The organism is uncultured Rothia sp., assembly GCF_916715725.1.
In the GTDB taxonomy this organism is placed as follows: Bacteria; Actinomycetota; Actinomycetes; order Actinomycetales; family Micrococcaceae; genus Rothia.
Genome location: NZ_CAKAPD010000013.1, coordinates 24,457 through 44,086 on the forward strand (window position 1 = coordinate 24,457; position 19,630 = coordinate 44,086).

Annotated in this window: 17 protein-coding genes, 3 tRNA genes and 2 rRNA genes; 18 read left to right on the top strand and 4 right to left on the bottom strand. The window is 57.4% G+C overall.

Annotation, left to right across the window (positions count from 1 at the left end; translation table 11 throughout):
- Positions 1 to 427 precede the first annotated feature (427 nt).
- The 15 genes from dnaN to rrf (QZ822_RS07610) all read left to right on the top strand — a co-directional run bounded on the left by dnaN (position 428) and on the right by rrf (QZ822_RS07610) (position 14,280).
- Positions 428 to 1,552, top strand: a complete 1,125-nt coding sequence (gene dnaN / locus QZ822_RS07540; RefSeq protein ID WP_049327445.1) for a DNA polymerase III subunit beta — start codon at positions 428 to 430, stop codon at positions 1,550 to 1,552.
- 118 nt (positions 1,553 to 1,670) lie between these two features.
- Complete coding sequence (gene recF / locus QZ822_RS07545; protein ID WP_070832485.1) at positions 1,671 to 2,900, top strand: DNA replication/repair protein RecF; 1,230 nt, start codon at positions 1,671 to 1,673, stop codon at positions 2,898 to 2,900.
- Positions 2,893 to 3,588, top strand: coding sequence for a DUF721 domain-containing protein (locus tag QZ822_RS07550; protein ID WP_294643719.1), 696 nt, complete (start codon positions 2,893 to 2,895; stop codon positions 3,586 to 3,588). The genes recF and QZ822_RS07550 overlap by 8 nt, the downstream gene beginning before the upstream one ends.
- 443 nt (positions 3,589 to 4,031) lie before the next feature.
- Complete coding sequence (gyrB, locus tag QZ822_RS07555) at positions 4,032 to 6,062, top strand: DNA topoisomerase (ATP-hydrolyzing) subunit B (protein ID WP_294643721.1); 2,031 nt, start codon at positions 4,032 to 4,034, stop codon at positions 6,060 to 6,062.
- Between the two features lie 79 nt (positions 6,063 to 6,141).
- Complete coding sequence (gene gyrA, locus QZ822_RS07560) at positions 6,142 to 8,772, top strand: DNA gyrase subunit A (RefSeq protein WP_294643723.1); 2,631 nt, start codon at positions 6,142 to 6,144, stop codon at positions 8,770 to 8,772.
- Positions 8,772 to 9,353 (top strand): DUF3566 domain-containing protein, encoded by a 582-nt coding sequence (locus QZ822_RS07565; RefSeq protein ID WP_294643725.1) that lies wholly within the window; start codon positions 8,772 to 8,774, stop codon positions 9,351 to 9,353. The genes gyrA and QZ822_RS07565 overlap by 1 nt, the downstream gene beginning before the upstream one ends.
- A gap of 201 nt (positions 9,354 to 9,554) precedes the next feature.
- Positions 9,555 to 9,628: transfer RNA gene (locus tag QZ822_RS07570), tRNA-Ile, on the top strand.
- A 144-nt stretch (positions 9,629 to 9,772) separates the two neighbouring features.
- Positions 9,773 to 9,845 (top strand) — tRNA-Ala (locus tag QZ822_RS07575).
- 3 nt (positions 9,846 to 9,848) lie between these two features.
- Positions 9,849 to 9,965, top strand: a 5S ribosomal RNA gene (gene rrf, locus QZ822_RS07580).
- Positions 9,966 to 10,555: 590 nt separating this feature from the next.
- Positions 10,556 to 11,785 carry an inorganic phosphate transporter gene (locus QZ822_RS07585; protein ID WP_005504110.1) on the top strand — a complete coding sequence of 410 codons (1,230 nt, stop codon included), beginning with the start codon at positions 10,556 to 10,558 and terminating at the stop codon, positions 11,783 to 11,785.
- Positions 11,786 to 11,799: 14 nt separating this feature from the next.
- Positions 11,800 to 12,093 (top strand): hypothetical protein, encoded by a 294-nt coding sequence (locus QZ822_RS07590; RefSeq protein ID WP_044149971.1) that lies wholly within the window; start codon positions 11,800 to 11,802, stop codon positions 12,091 to 12,093.
- A 50-nt stretch (positions 12,094 to 12,143) separates the two neighbouring features.
- Entirely contained in the window at positions 12,144 to 12,596 is a 453-nt protein-coding gene (locus tag QZ822_RS07595; RefSeq protein WP_049337595.1) for a DUF3349 domain-containing protein, read from the top strand.
- Positions 12,597 to 12,802: 206 nt separating this feature from the next.
- Complete coding sequence (locus QZ822_RS07600) at positions 12,803 to 13,996, top strand: acetamidase (protein WP_294643727.1); 1,194 nt, start codon at positions 12,803 to 12,805, stop codon at positions 13,994 to 13,996.
- A 91-nt stretch (positions 13,997 to 14,087) separates the two neighbouring features.
- Positions 14,088 to 14,160: transfer RNA gene (locus tag QZ822_RS07605), tRNA-Ala, on the top strand.
- Between the two features lie 3 nt (positions 14,161 to 14,163).
- Positions 14,164 to 14,280, top strand: a 5S ribosomal RNA gene (rrf, locus tag QZ822_RS07610).
- A gap of 283 nt (positions 14,281 to 14,563) precedes the next feature.
- On the opposite strand, the gene QZ822_RS07615 is transcribed toward rrf (QZ822_RS07610), so the two are convergent.
- Complete coding sequence (locus QZ822_RS07615; RefSeq protein WP_239662462.1) at positions 14,564 to 14,965, bottom strand: hypothetical protein; 402 nt, start codon at positions 14,963 to 14,965, stop codon at positions 14,564 to 14,566.
- A gap of 107 nt (positions 14,966 to 15,072) precedes the next feature.
- On the opposite strand from QZ822_RS07615, the gene QZ822_RS07620 reads away from it, so the two are divergent.
- The 3 genes from QZ822_RS07620 to QZ822_RS07630 all read left to right on the top strand — a co-directional run bounded on the left by QZ822_RS07620 (position 15,073) and on the right by QZ822_RS07630 (position 17,456).
- A complete protein-coding gene (locus QZ822_RS07620; RefSeq protein WP_005508008.1) occupies positions 15,073 to 15,600 on the top strand; it encodes a peptidylprolyl isomerase in 528 nt (175 codons plus the stop codon).
- A 155-nt stretch (positions 15,601 to 15,755) separates the two neighbouring features.
- Positions 15,756 to 16,586 carry a rhomboid family intramembrane serine protease gene (locus QZ822_RS07625; RefSeq protein WP_294643730.1) on the top strand — a complete coding sequence of 277 codons (831 nt, stop codon included), beginning with the start codon at positions 15,756 to 15,758 and terminating at the stop codon, positions 16,584 to 16,586.
- Between the two features lie 57 nt (positions 16,587 to 16,643).
- Positions 16,644 to 17,456 (top strand): rhomboid family intramembrane serine protease, encoded by an 813-nt coding sequence (locus QZ822_RS07630; RefSeq protein WP_294643732.1) that lies wholly within the window; start codon positions 16,644 to 16,646, stop codon positions 17,454 to 17,456.
- 337 nt (positions 17,457 to 17,793) lie between these two features.
- Here the strand turns inward: QZ822_RS07630 and QZ822_RS07635 are convergent, their stop codons facing one another.
- The 3 genes from QZ822_RS07635 to QZ822_RS07645 all read right to left on the bottom strand — a co-directional run bounded on the left by QZ822_RS07635 (position 17,794) and on the right by QZ822_RS07645 (position 19,629).
- Positions 17,794 to 18,612: a shikimate 5-dehydrogenase gene (locus tag QZ822_RS07635; RefSeq protein ID WP_005504124.1), complete on the bottom strand. Its 819-nt coding sequence runs from the start codon at positions 18,610 to 18,612 to the stop codon at positions 17,794 to 17,796.
- Between the two features lies 1 nt (position 18,613).
- A complete protein-coding gene (locus tag QZ822_RS07640; protein ID WP_005508005.1) occupies positions 18,614 to 18,934 on the bottom strand; it encodes a glutaredoxin domain-containing protein in 321 nt (106 codons plus the stop codon).
- Between the two features lie 530 nt (positions 18,935 to 19,464).
- Positions 19,465 to 19,629, bottom strand: a complete 165-nt coding sequence (locus QZ822_RS07645) for a ribosome recycling factor (RefSeq protein ID WP_070542290.1) — start codon at positions 19,627 to 19,629, stop codon at positions 19,465 to 19,467.
- Between the last annotated feature and the right edge of the window lies 1 nt (position 19,630).

Consider the following 19,630-nt stretch of genomic DNA (forward strand, 5'->3'; position numbering starts at 1 on the left):
TCTCCATAACAAGTAGTTCTGCTCGACCAACCGAGCTGGTTCAGGTTTTTTGTGTGCCCCTATTGAAAATGTAGATTTTCGCGGATTTGGATCGATAGCTGCATGCTATCTCTGAGGTTGGGTTTGAAGAAGAACCAACACCGAACCATCACCTAATTCGAACCTGTTTTCGACTGGATTTGCTACACCTTCCGCCTATCTTTGTAATTACAAAAATACAACGGCACTACATGCCTCATCTCACCCGATTTTTCGCTGCAGGATCGACCTTCGAGTCTCTGTGTAATTACAAAATCCGGTAGGATGGATAGACGCGCGCGCGGAAGATTCACTGCGCATCAGAGCACGCGGTATTTCCGGCTCTATCGCCCAAAGCTTTACGTGCGCCCAAAAACTACTCTCTAATTCCGTGAAAGGCGCCTTCTCGATGAAATTCACCGTTGAACGCGATGTCCTTGCCGAAGCAGTCGGCTGGACGGCACGCTCACTTCCGCTGCGTCCCACCTCCCCCGTACTCAACGGTCTGCTGATTACCGCCTCCGCAGGTGAGGTCAGCATCGCAAGCTTCGATCACGAGACCAGCGCCCGCCAGGTCATTGCAGCCGATGTCGAAGCAGAAGGCGTTTGCCTGGTTCCCGGCAAGATCCTGGCAGAAATTTGCCGATCCCTACCGAATGCACCCGTCGAGTTCACCGCAGATGAGTCCGTGATTCGTATTCACTGCCGTTCCGCTAACTTTCAGCTGGCTGGCATGCCGGTCGTGGACTACCCCGAGCTTCCCGAGCTTCCCGAAATTTCCGGTACCGTGGACGGCGCCGAATTCGCTGAAGCCGTCAAGCAGGTTCAGATTGCGGTATCCAAGGATGAGACCCTGCCGCTGCTGACCGGTATCCGCGTAGAAATCAATGGCGACACCATGACTCTGCTCGCCACCGACCGCTACCGCCTGGCAATGCGCGAAATCAAGTGGAACCCGACCAACCCTGACGTTCAGGCGGCTGTGCTGCTGAAGGCTAAGACCGTCTCTGAGGTCGGTAGCACCCTCTCCGGTTCCGGCGATCTGTCTATCGCCCTGCCCGCAGCGGGCGAGCTGATCGGCTTCGCAGCGGGTACCCGCCGCACCACCAGCGTTCTGATGGACGGCGACTACCCCAACATCCGTGCGCTGTTCCCCGAGCAGACCCCGATTCACGCGGTGGTTCGCACCTCCGACCTGGCTGAGGCTGCTCGCCGTATCTCCCTCGTGGCCGAGCGCAACACTCCCCTGCGTCTGAAGTTCACTCAGGGTTCGGTTGCTATTGATGCCGGCCGCGGTGATGAGGCTCAGGCTTCCGAGACTCTGCAGGCGCACCTGTCCGGTGATGACATCACCGTTGCGTACAACCCCGCCTACCTCTCGGATGGTTTGAAGGTTTTCGGTACTGAGTTCGTTCGTTTCTCCTTTACCGATGCGCCGAAGCCCGCCGTGATTTCCGGTCAGGACGAGCCTCTGGCTGAGGATGACCGCAACTACCGTTACCTGCTGATGCCGGTTCGCCTGCCGTCGAACTAGTTTCAGTGTTTGCCGCCCCGCGCGCCTCCCAAGGTTCTGCCCAAGGAAGCCCGCGGGGCTGTGCTTTCTGCCCTCCCGTACCCATCCCCAACCGAACCGCATGAAAGGAGCTGCTCCGGTGTATATCGACCATATTTCGTTGTTGGATTACCGCACCTACGCTCTGCTGAGCCTGCCTCTTTCGGCGGGGGTCACGGTTTTTCTGGGCTCTAACGGTGTGGGTAAAACCAATATTGTTGAGGCGATTGACTATGCGGCGTCTCTGTCTTCGCACCGTGTGAGCCATGACGGGCCGCTGGTGCGGATGGGTGCTTCGCGCGCCTATATTCGCACCCGTACGGTGCGCGGTTCGCAGCAGACGGTGACTGAGTTTGAGATTGCTCCGGGGCAGAGTAACCGCGTGCGCATTAACCGTGCCGCGCCGGTGCGTGCAAAGGAGGCGCTGGGTATTGCCCGCACGGTGCTGTTCTCCCCGGAGGATTTGCAATTGGTGAAGGGCGATCCGGCGGGTCGTCGCCGTTTTGTGGATGAGCTGGCGACCTCTTTGCGTCCTGTGGTTGCTGGGTACCGTAGCGAGTATGAGCGGATTTTGCGTCAGCGCAATTCGCTACTGAAATCCATGCAGCGTAAGGCACGGGACGAGAACGCTTTGAGTACCCTGGCGGTTTGGGATGAGCAGCTATCGACCCTGGGTGCCCAGCTGCTTTCTGCGCGTTTTCGCCTGCTGCAGCGCTTTTTGCCGCAGCTTCGCCGCGCCTACGCGGGGCTGACGGACGGCTCAAAGGAAGTCGGTTTCAACTATGAGTCGACTGTTTTTTCGAGCATGGGCGAGCGCTCAATCGAGCACGCGGCGCTGATGCGCATTGAGGACCTCAAAGAGGCTTTGATGCGCGGTTTTGCGGAGCGTCGGCGCGATGAGATTGAGCGCGGTGTGACCCTGGTGGGGCCGCACCGTGAGGATATTACCCTGCTGCTTGGTGGCATGCCGGTGAAGCATTTCGCTTCGCACGGTGAGAGCTGGTCTTTTGCGCTGGCGCTGAAGTTGGCATCCTGGTTTGTGCATGTTGAGGATGATTCCTCAGCGGGGTCTTCGCCGATTCTGATTCTTGATGATGTGTTTGCGGAGCTGGATTCTGCGCGCCGCCACCGTCTGGGTGCGATGGTTGCTGATGCGGAGCAGGTGCTGATTACCTGTGCGGTGCTGAGCGATATTCCGGAGGAGCTGGGTGACTACCGCCTGGTGTCGGTGACGGCTGGTCATGCCGAGTATGTGCAGCCTGCCGTTGCTACTGTGGATAGCGAGGGGTCTACTGTGTCTGCGCTCGCGGAGGGTGACGGCGATGAGTAACCCTGCCCGCCCTCAAAACCATGTTTCACGTGAAACATACGACGAGTTTGCGGAACTGCAGTTTACAGAGCCTCAAAACCCGCGCGAGGTTGATAGCGTGGGCGAGTTCTATCGCGACGAGGTGGACGCCCCCTCCGCCCTACTGACCCGTATGCGCGTGGCGGCTCAGGAACGTGGCGAAGCGCCTCTCAACGCCTTCTCTGCGAATAAAATCATGCGCGATTTCGGTGCAGTCATGTCCGGCACCACCTCGAAGAAGAAATCACGGCGAGCGCAGGGCTGGGACCCTCGCGTGATGGGTGGTTATAGTGGCCCCGGAGAGAGCTCTCGCGACCCTAAACCCCTCGGTGGCATCGTTAGTGCCCTGATTCGCTCTCGCGGCTGGAAAGAGCCCGTGGCGGTCTCTAGCGTGCTGGCGCGTTGGGCTGAGCTTGTGGGCCCCGAAATCGCCGCGCATACCCGCCCGATCAGCTTCGAAAACTCCATCGTTGAAGTCCAGTGCGACTCTACCGCCTGGACGACTCAGCTGCGCCTGATGCACGGGCACCTCATCGAGCTATTCCGCCGTGAACTGGGTGAAGGTGTCGTAGCTCAGGTTCGCGTGCTGAGCCCGAATAATGGGCGCTGGAATCAGCGAGGCTACCGGCGCGCCACCGGCATGCGCGGTGTGCGCGATACCTACGGGTAGGCGCATCGCGTCGCTGCGTCGCATTGCCACGGCGGGAAACTGAGACATTGGGGGCGTTGTATGAAACGTGCCCCTTTTCTGCACCTCATGATTTTCTGCACGCTATGAAAGCTTTAGAATCGCCGGCAACCTCCACGAAGTGGTGAACCGTACCCCCTATCTCAAAAGGGGGTTGAAACACTCTAAACCGCCTTTGCGGGCTTTTGAGCGGGTGGTGGCGCCCAAAAAAGCTCAATATGTGACGTATGTAGATGGTTTTATGCTCTCTTGCTCGGTAAAATAAAAGAGACAATGCGTAAAGTGTGCCCACCTATGGGCACCACCGGCAACGCGGGTTGTGCAGGCGCTATCTGGTGCCCTTCGTGAGGCGTTCTAGGCTCCCCTCTGAGCTGCCCGCAGTTCTTCTTCGCCGGTTGCATCATCTACTCAAGGAGTTCTGCCTCGTGGCATCTGAACAGAATGCATCTGAACAGCCGCATGAATACGGTGCATCCGATATTACCGTGCTGGAAGGTCTGGAAGCGGTTCGTAAGCGCCCCGGCATGTACATTGGCTCGACCACTGAGCGCGGTCTGCACCACCTGGTCTACGAGGTTGTAGATAACTCGGTCGATGAGGCGCTCGCCGGCTACGCCTCCGAAATTGACGTGACCATTCAGGCTGACGGCTCCGTCCGCGTGAAGGACGACGGCCGCGGTATCCCCGTGGATGAGCACCCCACCGAGCACAAGTCCACCGTTGAGGTTGTCATGACCGTGCTGCACGCTGGCGGTAAGTTCGGCGGCGGCGGCTACTCGGTCTCCGGTGGTCTGCACGGTGTGGGTATTTCCGTGGTGAACGCGCTGTCTACCCGCGTGATTACCGAGGTGCACCGTCAGGGCTACGCGTGGCATATTTCCTTCTCGAACGGTGGCGTTCCGGACGGCCCCCTGCGCCGCGGTGAGCCCTCCGATAAGACCGGTACTATCCAGACTTTCTACCCGGATCCGGAAATTTTTGAGACCGTCGAGTTCGACTTTGAGACTCTGCGTGCGCGTTTCCAGCAGATGGCGTTCCTGAATAAGGGCCTGACCATCACCCTCACCGATGAGCGCGAGAAGTTCGTTGGTGACGAGGTTGCCGAAGAGGAGAAGGAAAACACCCTCAACCGCGTACGTGCGAACGCCGACGGCTACACAACCGTCACCTACCGTTACGACAACGGCCTGTTCGACTACGTGCACTTCCTCAACGCTGGCGCGAAGACCATCGTGAACGAGGAGATTGTCTCCTTCGAGTCCGAAGACACCGACCGCAACATGAGCCTGGAAGTTGCGATGCAGTGGACTGGTGCCTACAAGGAGTCCGTCTACTCGTACGCGAACACGATTAATACCCACGAGGGTGGTACCCACGAAGAGGGTTTCCGTGCCGCTCTGACCTCTCTGGTGAACCGTTACGCGCGTGAGAACAAGCTGCTGCGCGATAAGGACGATAACCTCACCGGTGAAGATGTGCGTGAGGGCCTGACTGCGGTCATTTCGATTAAGATTTCTGAGCCGCAGTTCGAGGGTCAGACCAAGACTAAGCTGGGTAACTCGGAGGCTAAGTCCTTCACCCAGCGTGAGGTGAACGATCACCTCAGCGACTGGTTCGGCCGTAACCCCGCGGTGGCAAAGGACATTGTTCGCCGTGCAATCACCGCCGCTCAGGCGCGTATTGCAGCCCGTAAGGCTCGCGAGACCACCCGCCGCAAGGGCCTGCTGGAGACCAGCTCCATGCCCGGTAAGCTCAAGGACTGCTCCTCGAAGGATCCGTCGATCTCTGAGATTTACCTGGTGGAGGGTGACTCTGCGGGTGGTTCGGCGGTGCAGGGCCGTGACCCGAATACTCAGGCTATTCTGCCGCTGCGCGGTAAGATCCTGAACGTTGAGCGCGCTCGCCTGGACCGTGCCCTGTCCAATGCTGAAATTCAGGCGATGATTACCGCTTTCGGTACCGGTATTGGTGATGACTTCGATATTGAGAAGGCACGCTACCACAAGATTGTTCTGATGGCGGATGCGGACGTCGATGGCCAGCACATTACGACCCTGCTGTTGACTCTGCTCTTCCGCTTCATGCGTCCGCTGATTGAGGCTGGCTACGTGTACCTGGCTCAGCCGCCGCTGTACCGCATCAAGTGGTCGAACGCTCCGCACGACTACGTGTACTCGGACGCTGAGCGTGATGAGGCTCTGGCTCGTGGTGCAGCGAAGAACCTGCGCCTGCCTAAGGACAACGGCATTCAGCGTTACAAGGGTCTGGGCGAGATGGACTACACCGAGCTGTGGGATACCACTATGGATCCGGCTCGTCGTACCCTGCTTCAGGTGAAGATGGAGGATGCAGCTGCTGCTGACCAGATCTTCTCTGTTCTGATGGGTGAGGACGTTGAGGCTCGTCGTGAGTTTATCCAGCAGAACGCAAAGGACATTCGATTCCTCGATATCTAGCACGAAACGGCATATGCCCCATTGGGAATATGTCAAGTGAGCTATATAGCCGAGCGAGTCATTGAGGAATGAGAAAGTAATGAGCGAAGAACAGCAGAATAAATCCACTGAGGTTGACGTAGTCAGCAACGGTGGCGCTGAAAATGTAGACCACCACGGTCACATTGAACAGGTGGACCTGCAGACTGAGATGCAGCGCTCCTACCTGGACTACGCAATGGCGGTTATTATTGGCCGCGCCCTGCCGGATGTGCGTGACGGCCTCAAGCCCGTGCACCGCCGCGTGATTTACGCGATGTACGACGGTGGCTACCGCCCGGACCGCGCCTTCAACAAGTGCGCCCGTGTGGTCGGTGACGTGATGGGTCAGTTCCATCCCCACGGCGATAGCGCTATCTACGACACTCTGGTGCGTCTGATTCAGAGCTGGATTATGCGTTACCCGCTGGCGCTGGGTCAGGGTAACTTCGGATCTCCCGGTAACGACGGTGCTGCAGCGCCTCGATACACCGAGACCAAGATGGCACCCATCGCCCTGGAGATGGTGCGTGACATCAACGAGGACACCGTTGACTTCCAGCCCAACTACGATGGCAAGTCCCTGGAGCCGACCGTTCTGCCCGCGCGCATCCCGAACCTGCTGGTCAACGGTTCTTCGGGTATTGCTGTGGGTATGGCGACCAATATCCCGCCGCACAACCTGCGTGAGGTTGCTGAGGGTGTGGAGTGGTTCCTGAAGAACCCGCACGCCACCAATGAGGAGCTGCTGAACGCTCTGATGGCTCGTATTAAGGGCCCGGATTTCCCGACCGGTGCACAGATTCTGGGCACCAAGGGCATTGAGGATGCGTACCGCACCGGCCGCGGCTCCATCACTATGCGCGCGGTGGTCAACGTGGAGGAAATCCACGGTCGCACCTGCCTGGTGGTCACCGAGCTGCCGTACCAGGCGAACCCGGATAACCTGGCGATTAAGATTGCTGAGCTCATCAAGGACGGTAAGGTCACCGGCATTGCCGATCTGCGCGATGAGACTTCGGGTCGTACCGGTCAGCGCCTGGTGATTGTGCTCAAGCGTGATGCATCACCGAAGGTTGTGCTGAACAACCTGTACAAGCACACCCAGCTGCAGGAGAACTTCTCCGCGAATATGCTCGCCATTGTTGATGGCGTGCCGCGCACCCTGTCCCTGGATGCCTTTGTGCGTCACTGGGTGGACCACCAGATGGACGTTATCGTTCGTCGTACCCGTTACCGCCTGCGTCAGGCGGAGGAAGAGGCGCACATCCTGCGCGGCCTGCTGAAGGCTCTGGATGCTCTGGACGAGGTTATTGCCCTGATCCGCCGCTCCCCCACCGCTGATGAGGCGCGTAGCGGCCTGATGGAGTTCCTGCAGATTGATGAGGCTCAGGCTCAGGCAATTCTGAACATGCAGCTGCGTCGTCTGGCTGCTCTGGAGCGTCAGAAGATTCAGGATCGCCACGATGAGCTGATGCGCATGATCGCTGAGTACAACGCGATTATTGCTTCGGAGACTCGCCAGCGCGAGATTATCTCTGAGGAGCTGGGCGAGATCGTGAACCGCTACGGCGATGAGCGTCGCACCCAGATTATGTACGGCTACAACGGCGATATGTCGATGGAAGACCTCATCCCTGAGGAGGAGGTCGTGGTAACGATTACTCGCGGCGGCTACATTAAGCGCACCCGCAGTGATCAGTACCGTAGCCAGCACCGCGGCGGTAAGGGCATTAAGGGTGCCTCGCTGCGCGGTGATGACGTGGTGGAGCACTTCTTTGTGACGACCACGCACAGCTGGATTCTGTTCTTCACGAACCTGGGTCGCGTGTACCGCGCGAAGGGTTATGAGCTGCAGGAAGCTGGCCGCGATGCGAAGGGCCAACATATTGCGAACCTGCTGGAATTCCAGGGTGGTGAGCATATTGCTCAGGTCATGGAGCTGAAGAGCTACGACGATGCTGAGTACCTGGTGCTTGCTACTCGCGGCGGTATGGTGAAGAAGAGCCGCCTGAGCGATTACGATACGAACCGTACTGCCGGCCTGATTGCGATTAACCTGCGTGAGGGCGATGAGGTTGTTTCGGCGTTCACCGTTTCGGATAAGGACGATATTCTGCTGGTGTCGCGTAACGGTATGTCGTTGCGCTTCCACGCTGATGATGCGTCGTTGCGCCCGATGGGTCGTTCGACCTCGGGTGTGACCGGTATGAAGTTCCGTGAGGGCGATGAGCTGATTTCTGCGAACGTGGTTACTGAGGGCTCCTTCGTCTTCGTGGTCACTGAGGGTGGTTACGCGAAGCGTACGAGCGTGGATGAGTACCGCGTGCAGGGTCGTAACGGTTTCGGCATTAAGGTTGCTAAGCTAGTTGAGGATCGTGGCGCCCTGGTGGGTGGCCTCATTGTGGACGAAGAGGACGAGGTGCTGGTGGTTATGGCCAGCGGCAAGGTCGTTCGTTCGAATGTGAATGAGGTTCCTGCGAAGGGACGCGATACTATGGGTGTTATCTTTGCAAAGCCCGGTAAGGGCGATTCTATTATTGGTGTTGCGCGCAACCAGGATCGTCAGCTGGATGATAGCGACGATGAAACCACTGAGAACACCGAGGCTTCGGAGTCTTCTGAGGCGCCCGGTACGGACAACGAGGGTGAAGCGGCAGCTGCCGATCTCACCGCTACTGGAGGTAACTAATGAGCAGCACTCCCGCGAGCTCCTCTCCTGCGTCGGCACAGCGTTCGGCGTCGGCTGGTGCATCTAAGTCTTCGGGTGCGGCTAAGGCTGGCGCGCGTCGCCCGGCTCAGTCGCGTTCGGGCCAGGCTCGTCCTGGCGGTACCGCTAAGCGTCCTGTAAACGCTAAGCGTCCGACCGGTTCGCGCCGTCAGCTGGTGCGTCCGGCGCCGCGTTCGAAGATTCGTCGTGCGCGTCTGGTGGTTCAGAAGGTTGATACGTGGTCGGTTGCTAAGCTGATCTTCCTGCTGTCTATTGCCCTGGGTATCGTGACCGTCGTGGCGTCGGTGATTCTCTGGCTGTTCCTGCAGGCTTCTGGTGCGTTTACCGGTGTGAACCAGCTGATTAGCTCGCTGGGTACCGGTTCGACCACTGTGGATATTTCGCAGATGATTTCGCTGGGTCAGGTTGCTTTGGTGACTACTATTTTTGCTGTGGTCAACACTGTGGTCTTTACTCTGCTGGGTATGATTGGCGCGATTCTGTACAACCTGGCTGCGAAGCTGGTTGGTGGCGTGACCTTGACTCTGAGCGATGAGTCCTAGTCTGTAGCTTTTTGAGCTTTGTGTGCGGGCGGTGCCCCTCTGGATGGAGGTGGTGCCGCCCGTTCTGCATGCCGCCTGTTTTGCGTGCATGGGAACCCACGGTATTAAAATGTGATGCAGAACATGCTTTTTCGATTTGGTGTTGCCTGTAAACACCTGTATAGTTATATCTCGTTCTACGGAAGAAATTCCGCAGAGGGAGGGCGTATAGCTCAGACGGTTAGAGCGCTTCGCTGATAACGAAGAGGTCCCAAGTTCGATTCTTGGTACGCCCACTCCACACTATGAAAGGCAATAATGAAGAAATTATTGATTCTTGCTGTTCTTTCGTGTGTCACTGTGATGGTCTTGAAAAAGTATCAGAGCAATGAAGTCGTGAAGGCTTGGAAAAATAACTAAACAGTGGTTTCCGCTGAGACGGGGGCGTGGCGCAATTGGTAGCGCATCTGCTTTGCAAGCAGAGGGTTAGGGGTTCGAGTCCCCTCGCCTCCACTTTCCGGTGATTATAGCAAGAGGGAAACGCCTGGTTCCATTCCGAACCCAGAAGCTAAGACTCTTCGCGCCGATGGTACTGCACTTTTGTGGGTGTGGGAGAGTAGGTCATCGCCGGTTTATTTTTGAAAAAGGCCCCGTATCGAAAGATGCGGGGTCTTTTGTTATATTCGCCAAAGTTGTTGTATCTGCTGATGTGATGCGGGGGAATAGGTGCGAATACCTCGCGAAGCTGATGTGCTGCGTGCGCCGCGGGTATAGATTCAATTCTTCGTGATATTCGAATGCGCACGGCTGTAGGAAACCCCTACTGTGGAGAATGTGCTCCGCAGAAAGCCCCGCGCCGTAAAACCCACAGGGGTGTCCCGTGTGGGTAGCTCGGCGACCTAAATGAGGTCTGAATAATAAAGGTGTGTCACAAAAAGAAAGCTGGGAGGTTCCTGAAAGTGAACACTTGGTGAACACACTTTAGCCTCTTGATGGATATAATCACCCCTCTCCCCCGCACTCTCGCATAAGCCACATAAACCAACTTAAGCATTCCAATAGGTGCACCCTTTTTTCCGCGGAATATCAGGAGAGTTTCCCCTGAAATATGGGCTCTATAGTAAAACCCTCACGGAAACCCGCTCAATACTGTGGGTTTATCTGTTATTTCGTGTTAATTCGGAATACTTTAGATTTCGCGAAAACCGACAGATAATTTTCTTGTGACTACAGAACTCATTATTCTCGTGATCGTGGTGCTGACCGCGCTCGCCTTCGACTTTACGAATGGCTTCCACGACACCGGCAACGCGATGGCAACCTCCATCGCCACCGGTGCGCTGAAGCCTAAGACCGCCGTGGCGCTGTCTGCGTCCCTGAACCTCGTTGGCGCGTTCCTCTCTGTTGAGGTGGCACGCTCGGTTGGTAGCGGCATCGTGAACCTGGACCGTATCGATGTAACAACGGACGGTCCGGCGCTGATGCTTATCGTCTTTACCGGCCTGGTTGGCGGTATTCTCTGGAATGTTTTGACCTGGCTTCTGGGTTTGCCCTCCTCCTCGTCGCACGCTCTGTTTGGTGGCCTGATTGGTTCGGCTATTGTCGCGATCGGCTTTGACGGCGTGCAGTGGATGGGCGTTCTGTCCAAGATTATTGTTCCCGCGGTCCTCTCCCCCGTCATTGCGGCTATTGTGGCGGCAACCGGCACTTGGCTGGTCTACCGTATTGCTGCCCCGGTGGCTGACGACCGCAAGCACGGTGGCTTCCGTAAGGGACAGGTTGCGACCGCATCCCTGATGTCTCTGGCGCACGGCACTAACGATGCGCAGAAGACCATGGGTGTGATCTTCCTGGCTCTGGTTGCTTCGGGCACTCTGAGCAACGATGACGCGATTCCCTTCTGGGTGAAGGCTTCCTGCGCGCTTGCTATTGCGCTGGGTACTTACCTGGGCGGTTGGCGTATTATCCGCACCCTCGGTAAGGGCATCGTTGAGGTGGACACCCCGCAAGGCGTTGCCGCTGACGGTGCATCTGCTGCGATTATTCTGACCTCTTCCCACTTCGGTATGGCTCTGTCCACCACTCACGTGGCGTCCGGTTCGATTCTGGGTAGTGGCCTGGGCCGTAAGGGTGCTGAGGTGCGCTGGTCTGTTGCTGGCCGCATGGTGGTTGCTTGGCTGATTACTCTGCCGGCTGCCGCTATTGTGGGTGCTCTGACCTGGCTGATTGGTCACGGCCTGAATGCTCTGACCGGTACCCAGTTCATTGGCGAAATGACCGTGTTCGCTTTGCTGGTAGTCTTCTGCTTCCTGATGTGGCGTCATTCCCAGAAGGACAACATTGACGCTTCGAACGTGACTGGCGACTGGGATGAAAAGGAAGGCGCTGCAGTCACCAGCGCTGAGGCATCCGCAGAAGCCCAGACCCTTGCTACTGAGAAGGCAGGTTCGTAGTCGTGGAATATCTGATGGACATTGTGAACAAGGTTATTCCGGTGCTGATTGCCGGTTTGTTCTTTGGTGCGGGCCTTCCGGCGCTCTATGCGCTGGGTCTGCGTATGCTGGCTGGTCGTACCGAGTACACCGCGGACGGTAAGCTCGTTGAAATTGAGCCTCCGGGAACGGCGGCGAAGATTGCTGCGTTCTGCATTTTTGCTATTATCGTAGCAATCGTAATCATCGGTATTCTCTGGGTCGCTAAGGACTTTATCGACCACACTTTCGGCTGGAATATCTTCGGCGTAACCGGTGGAGGCCACTAATCCCGTGAACACTAAATTGCATATAATGACTGCTTCGAAGGAGGGGCTCGATGCCTGATAAGAGCATGATCTCTCGAGTAATCGATTGGCTGAGCGTCGGGTATCCCAAGGATGTTCCGGTGCAGGACCGCGCGGCAGTGATGGCTATTTTGAAAATGCGTCTGACCGATGAGCAGCTGCAGGAAGTTGTTCGCCAGCTCATGCAGTCTCGTGCTGCTCGTGGCGAGGCGTACGTGAGCGACCAGCGCATTAACGAGTACATTCGTCGAGTGGTGGATCATACCCCGACTCCGCAGGATATTGACCGCGTCGCTAAGATTCTGGGTGCGCACGGCTTCCTGATTGCGGAGAACCACGTGAACGAGGACGCTGAGCCTACGGCTGGCGGTACCGAGTACGTGACCTACGATGATCCGACGACCGGCGAGATCCGTATTGCTGAGTTGGCTGCTGAGTCGGCTAATATTCCGGCTCCGAACGCTACGGCTGCGCAGGATAACTAAATAGCCTGCGGTGAGAGTTGAGAGCTCTCATGAAGTTTGTGACCTATGGGGTGGACTGAGTCCACCCCATAGGTTTTCTTTATGCCCTTCGAATGATGCGCAGCGGGTTGTCGGCATGTGCATGGGTGCGGGCGGTATTCTAGAGGGACTTCACTCCCCTCAAACCGTTGGTGGGCTTTGTGCTCGCCCTGCATCCTGGAGAATCTGTGTCTTCTTCCCCTTCTTTGGAACCCGAGAACTCTCACCTTGCTTCTACCCGGGAAGCCTCTCAGGGCTTTTCTGAGGCGGCATCCGTTGCCGCTGAGGATGCTGTTGCTAAGACCCCTTCTACCCGCGTCGATGCCGCTAAAGAGGCTATTGCTGGGCAGGTGCGCCGCCTCGTGGTGCCTCGCCGTTCCCTGCTTCTGACTGGCGGCGTGGTTGCTGCCGCAGGGGTGCTCGCAGCGATGCCGCAGATCGCCGCCACCGGTGTGCTGGGTGAGGACGCTGCGGTGGTGGTTTCAAACGAGAAGCTGCTGGCACGCCGTGAGCGTCTGGTTCGCGAGAATATTGATACCCGCTACCTGAAGATTGAGTCGCTGGGGCGTATCTATGTGGGTAAGGGGCGTAGTGAACAGGACCTGCGTCTGGTGGGTTCTTTCTCCCTCACGGAGGCGGCGCAGGCCGATTTGGCGGCGGCCGCTACGGCTCTGACGAACCTGTCCGTTTACGGTTCTTTGCACCGGCTGAGCGTTACCTATGGTGGTGTGGACTCGGCGAATGACCCGCAGAACGTTGCCAACACCGCTACGGATGCTCCGGTGAGCCCGCTGCGTGTCAATGATTCAGCGCCCCTGAAGGAAGAGCAGTGGCTGAAGGTGCTGACCGCTAACGCGGCGTTGGGAACTAATGTGAGCTATGCGCAGGTGGGTCTGCTGGCGGATGAGCTGCGCCTGAATGCTGTTGTGATTGATGAGAACTATGAATCCCTGCTGAAGCGTTTCCGCTCCCTGGCTGAGCTGGATCTGAAGAATGAGCAGGTGCAGCAAATTCACCTGAATATTCAGTTGGCTCCGGAGAAGGCGCTGAGCCTGCCCTCGGGTGCTCAGTCGAAGATTTCGGTGAGTGTTGCGGAGTCTTCGCGCGTGGCAACGGTTGCTGATGTGCTGTCGAAAGCTGCTACGAAGAAGGAGCTGAATACCCTGGCATCGTTCTCACTGGTGTGGAATGCCCGTGAAAAGTACCCCTCAGCGAGCCAGTGGGATGCTTTCAAGCTGGGCTTCAAGGGACCGGAGTCGAAGGAGGAGTCCGCGAAGGAGGCGCAACGCACTGCGGTTCGTAAATATCTGCAGGAAGTGAGTGGCCCCCTGCAGGCTCTAACGAAGCGGGAGGCGACAGTGCCGGGTGAGGTGATTACCTAAGCCCTTCAGGGGTGTGATGGGTCTAACTAAAAAAATGCGCCTGAGGATTTGGTGAAGCCGCAAAAGGTGTTATAGACTAGTAAAGCACCGCGGGGGCGTGGCGCAATTGGTAGCGCATCTGCTTTGCAAGCAGAGGGTTAGGGGTTCGAGTCCCCTCGCCTCCACTTTCCGGTGATTATAGCAAGAGGGAAACGCCTGGTTCCATTCCGAACCCAGAAGCTAAGACTCTTCGCGCCGATGGTACTGCACTTTTGTGGGTGTGGGAGAGTAGGTCATCGCCGGTTTATTTTTGAACCGAGAACCCCATGTCGAAAGACATGGGGTTCTTTGTATATCCGGGTATGTCAGGGAAATACCGCAGGGTGCATCCGGGGAGATCCAGTGCTCTATCTGTAGCATCTGTAGCGCCTCCTATCTCCCTTTCCCCTAAAAAAGAACAAACAATAGCCGCCCGCCAGAGTAAAACTCTAGCGGGCGGCTATCTCTCATAAAGCGCTCCCTCACGCCGCTAGCGGCGCCTCAGAAAGCTATCTCAGAATGCCTTAGAGAAGAAGGATGTGGGAACGCTTATGCGTTCTTCCAGGGGTCCTCCACGGGACGAGCTGCGTTGTAGGCTGCGGCGCCTGCAACACCCAGAGCAACCAGCAGACCCAGGAATGCCAGGCCCTTACGGGGGCGCTTGCCGCCGTTACGCTCAATACGAGCCAGTTCCTTCTCAGCGGCACGAACGGTCTTCGCGGTAGCCTTACGAGCCTTCTTCAGGGCCTTCTTGTTGCCGGTCAGCTTCTCAGCGAACATCTCAGCGGTCTTGCCTTCCAGCGCGGACTCAACAGCAGCCAGAGAAGAGACAATAGCCTGAGCCTTAGCAGCCTTGCGTGCCTTACGCTTCTTGCAGCAGAACATGGGGTGACCTCCATCGGTTGAAATGCGCCAGCGGCCAGAAAACGCCGCCGCGCGCGTAGTGTTCATCTCTCAGGATATTCAATTCCTGCCCAAAAAGCCCGCCCAACGGTGCGCCCGGGGCGAAAAAACATGTTAGATGGCGAATGAGCGCCGCCCCGTGCCACAATAGAGCCATGACTAATGCAACTGCTAAGGCAACTATCCACACTAACTACGGTGACATCGTCGTCGAGCTCTTCGGCAACCACGCACCGCTGACTGTTGAGAACTTCATCGGCCTCGCTGACGGCTCCCGTCAGTGGAAGCACCCCCGCACCGGTGAAATCATGAACACCCCCCTGTACAAGGACGTCGTGTTCCACCGCATCATCAAGGACTTCATGATTCAGGGTGGCGACCCCCTGGGCATGGGCGTTGGTGGCCCCGGCTACCAGTTCAAGGACGAGATTCACCCCGAGCTCTCCTTCTCCAAGCCCTACCTGCTGGCAATGGCTAACGCAGGCCCCGGCACCAACGGTTCTCAGTTCTTCATCACCACCGTTGAGACCCCTTGGCTGAACGGCCGCCACACCATCTTCGGTGAGGTTACCGACGAGGCATCCAAGAAGGTTGTTGACGCTATTGAGGGCGTTGAGACCGGCTTCCAGGACCGCCCGGTCAAGGACGTTGTCATCTCCTCGATCGACATCGAAAAGCTCTAATAAACCCCCTCAGAAGGCTCATACGAGCATTCTGCTGAAGGTGTTGAGAAAACACGTATAGTTCAGGGGCCCGCCAGGATTTTTCCGGTGGGCCCCTGCGCTTATATGCCCCCACACCACCCCGGCTGATCCGGCACACAACCCCTGGAGGTTCAGTGGAGAACTTTCCCAACTACGCAGGCTACGGGCAGAGCCCCACCGTCTGCGTCAACCACCCCAACCGCGTTAGCTACGCCCAGTGCGGGCGCTGCAACCGCACCATCTGCGGCGAATGTCAGGTGGCGCTGGATGTGGGCATGGTCTGCCCCGATTGCTACCGCGAACTCACGGGCGGTAGCTCGAAAGCACAGGGTTCGAAGGCAAAAGGCTCGTTCCTGGCGCGCCACTGGCATATTAGCTACACGCTCATTCTGATTACCGTCGCGATGTACGGGTTGCAGCAGCTTATTCCCAACGAATGGGTGGTGAGGCATGGAGTGATCTGGTGGCCCTACGTCCAGCATGGCGAGTACTACCGCATCATCAGCTACGGTTTTCTGCACGCGCAAAATGACCCGATGCACCTGGTGTGGAACATGATTAACCTCTTCATCTACGGTGTGTCCCTTGAGCGCATGATGGGGCGCTGGAAGTTCCTCTTCGTGTACCTGGGCTCTATCGTCTTTGGTGCCCTCGGCGTGTACGTGCTGACTCCCGGGACCGGCGTGGTGGGCGCCTCCGGAGGTATTTTCGGCCTCATGGGCTCGTTCATGACCCTGCTGATCATCATGAAGCAGAAGGACACTGCACGAGTGTTCGCCATGATTACCGCAGTGAACGTCATCTATAGCCTGATGAACCCGTCGAATATTTCCCACGCCTGCCACGCGGGTGGTTTTGTGGGTGGTGTGCTGCTGACTCTGCTGTTCGTCCCGTTCGTGGAGAAGCCGGAGTCCTCGAATCCGCCGCAACAGAGTCCGCAGCAGTGGCAAAACGGCAGGTACTAAGCCTGAAAATACGTGAAAAATCTTCGGAAAATCCGGCACAAAATCTTTGGAGGGTCAGTGGAGAACTTTCCCAACTACGCAGGCTACGGGCAGAGCCCCACGGTCTGCGTTAACCACCCCGACCGTGTCAGCTACGCCCAGTGCGGGCGCTGCAACCGCACCGTCTGCGGTGAATGCCAGGTAGCACAGGATGCGGGTGTAGTCTGCCCCGATTGCTACCGCGAGCTCAATGGAGGCGCCTCGAGCCCGAAGCGTTCCTTCATCGCCCGTCACTGGCATATTACGTACACACTCATTCTGATTAACGTCGTGGTGTACGGTCTGCAACTAATCATCCCATTCCGTTGGATGTACAACCTCGGCATGATGTCGGGTCCCCGTGTTCACCATGGTGAGTACTACCGCTTGATCACGCACGGGTTTGTGCACTCGCAGAATGACCCGATGCATATGGTGTGGAACATGATTTACCTCTTCATCTTTGGTGTATCTCTCGAACGCATGATGGGGCGTTGGAAGTTCCTCTTCGTATATATGGCTGCTACCTTGGGTGCCGGCATCAGCGTGTACCTCTTCGACTACTCTCGTGGTGCTGTGGGCGCCTCAGGCGGTGTGTACGGCCTCTACGGTGCCTTCTTCGTGATCCTGCTTCTCAGGAGGCAGAAGGACACAGCGCGCCTCTTTATTCTGCTTATCAGCATTGGTGTGGTGCAGAGCCTCTTCCACCCGAATATTTCCCATGCGGGACACTTTGGCGGTCTTGTCAGCGGCGCACTAGCAACCCTGCTGATTATCCCGTTCGTGAAGAAGCCTGAGTCCTCTCAGCCGACGCAGCAAAGCCCGCAGCAATGGCTCAACGGCAGGTATTGAGCCTGAAAAACTGCGGAAATCCGCCGCAGACGAGGGTTATCCACAGAGGTTTTCCACACTGTGCATAACTACATTCGTGTAATTCCACGAGTGTGAGTACATGTTAAAAACCTGTGGATACAGGCTAAAACAACCGAATTACACAGGGTGAATTACACGGGTGTAAGAGTTTTCCCCAGATTTCTCCACAGATGTGGAAAACCTTAAATACCAGGGTGTGTGTAATTACAAAAAATTCCGGTGCTACGCACCGACAAAAAGTGCCCGGAAGGATCAACCTTCCGGGCACTTTCACGTATCGAGCCCCTCACGGGGCGAAGAAGCAGCGGGCGCGAACCTAGTTCGCCTGAGCCTCCGCCTCCTCAACCTCCTCGGGGGTGAGCTCCACACCGGTGTACAGGCGGAACTGCTCAGCGGCCTGCAGAGCAATCACCTCGCCACCGTGAATAACTTCCTTACCCGCCGCACGAGCCGCACGAACCAGCGGAGTCTCAACGGGCATCGCCACCACGTCAAAGACCACCTGCGCCTCAGCAATAGCCTCCTGCGGGTAGGACAGCTCCTCGCTCTCCTCACCGCCAGCCATGCCAATCGGGGTCACGTTCACCAGAATCGGCGCTCGCAGGTTACCCACTTCCGGCGCCCAGGCGTACTCGTAACGCTCAGCCAGCGCGCGACCGGTCTCCTCGTTACGGGCAATAATCATGCCCTGCGAGAAGCCCGCATCAAAGAACGCGCCAGCCACAGCCGCAGCCATACCGCCCGAACCGCGCAGCAGGAACGGCAGAGACGGATCCACATTATGCGAACGCAGCAGGGAAGCCACCGCAATCACATCCGTGTTGTACGCCTTCAAGAAGCCGTCAGTGTTCACAATCGTGTTCACCGCACCAATAACCGCAGCCGAGTGGTCCATATCGTCCATCAGCGGGATAACAGCCTGCTTAAACGGCATAGACACCGAGCAGCCACGAATACCCAGAGCACGCACGCCGGCGATAGCACCCTCAATATCGGTGGTGGTCATCGCCTTGTACAGGTAATCCAGACCGTGCTTCTCGTACAGGTAATTGTGGAACTTAATACCGTGATTCGACGGGCGACCAGACAGAGAAATGCAGACCGTCGTATCGCGGTTCAGCGCTGGGCGAGCCATCTTAAGCCTCGCCGCCGGCGTTGAGGGTGTTCTCAATCAGCTTCTTCACCTTGTTACGGCTCACCAGGTCAGCCACCACAAAGTGGGTGTCGCCGGTGTCCACGGTGGGGACGGTCGCGTTGCCGTCGTTCAGGGACTTCACGTGCGCCTCAGCCTGCGGATCCTCCCAAATGTTCACCCAGGTAGCGTGGTCGCCGAGCTCGCCCAGCTTAGAATCCAGAGCCTCGCAGTAGGGGCAGCCGGGGCGCCAGTAAATGACGACACCGCCATCCTTCATGACCTCGCGTGCCTTCTGCTGATCGGACTGCTGACGTTCAAACATAGTTCCTCCATAGACGGGGTGCTCCGCGGTCTTCAGGAGGCACTGAAACCTGCCTGAGGGCCGCAGCTCAATAAGTTGACATATCAAGCATAGCTGAGCGTGCAGGGGCGGGGGAGAGGTCCTCATAGGGCGAACGCCCGCGCCGCACTCCCACAACCCGTGCAGCACTCCCGCAGAAGCCTCCACCCCGCCCCAGAAGCCTTCCCCCTGCGCATTAACGGCATACGCCCCACACCAAGGTTGCCGGACCAATGATGCGGGGCGTATACAGTTCGCGAGAAAGCGCGAGCACTTGTGCTGAGTAAGAGTAAAAGAAGAGTGAAAACAGGCTACCAGGCGGTAACCGAAGCTGAGCAATATGCCGAGTGAGTCGGTGAATGAAAGAACCCAGGCGGGGCAGAACGCCCCATTATTCGAGAGAGATGTTGAGTGAAAGCCGTTGAGTGAAAGCCTGTAATGCAAACCCAGGGAAAGGCGCCCTACCCCACGAGGAGGCGAGGCAGGGCGCCAATCCAAAGGAGGCTGTCGCCTTACTTGCCGAACTTCTCGGTCAGCTTGGAGACGTTGTCGGTCACGACCTCTTCAACCTTGGCAACGTGCTCGTCGGTGACGACCTCCTTGCCAGCCTTCTCGTTGATGACTTCCTGAGCCTTGTCGAGGCCCTGCTCAACGGCGCCCTTGATATCGAAGCCCACG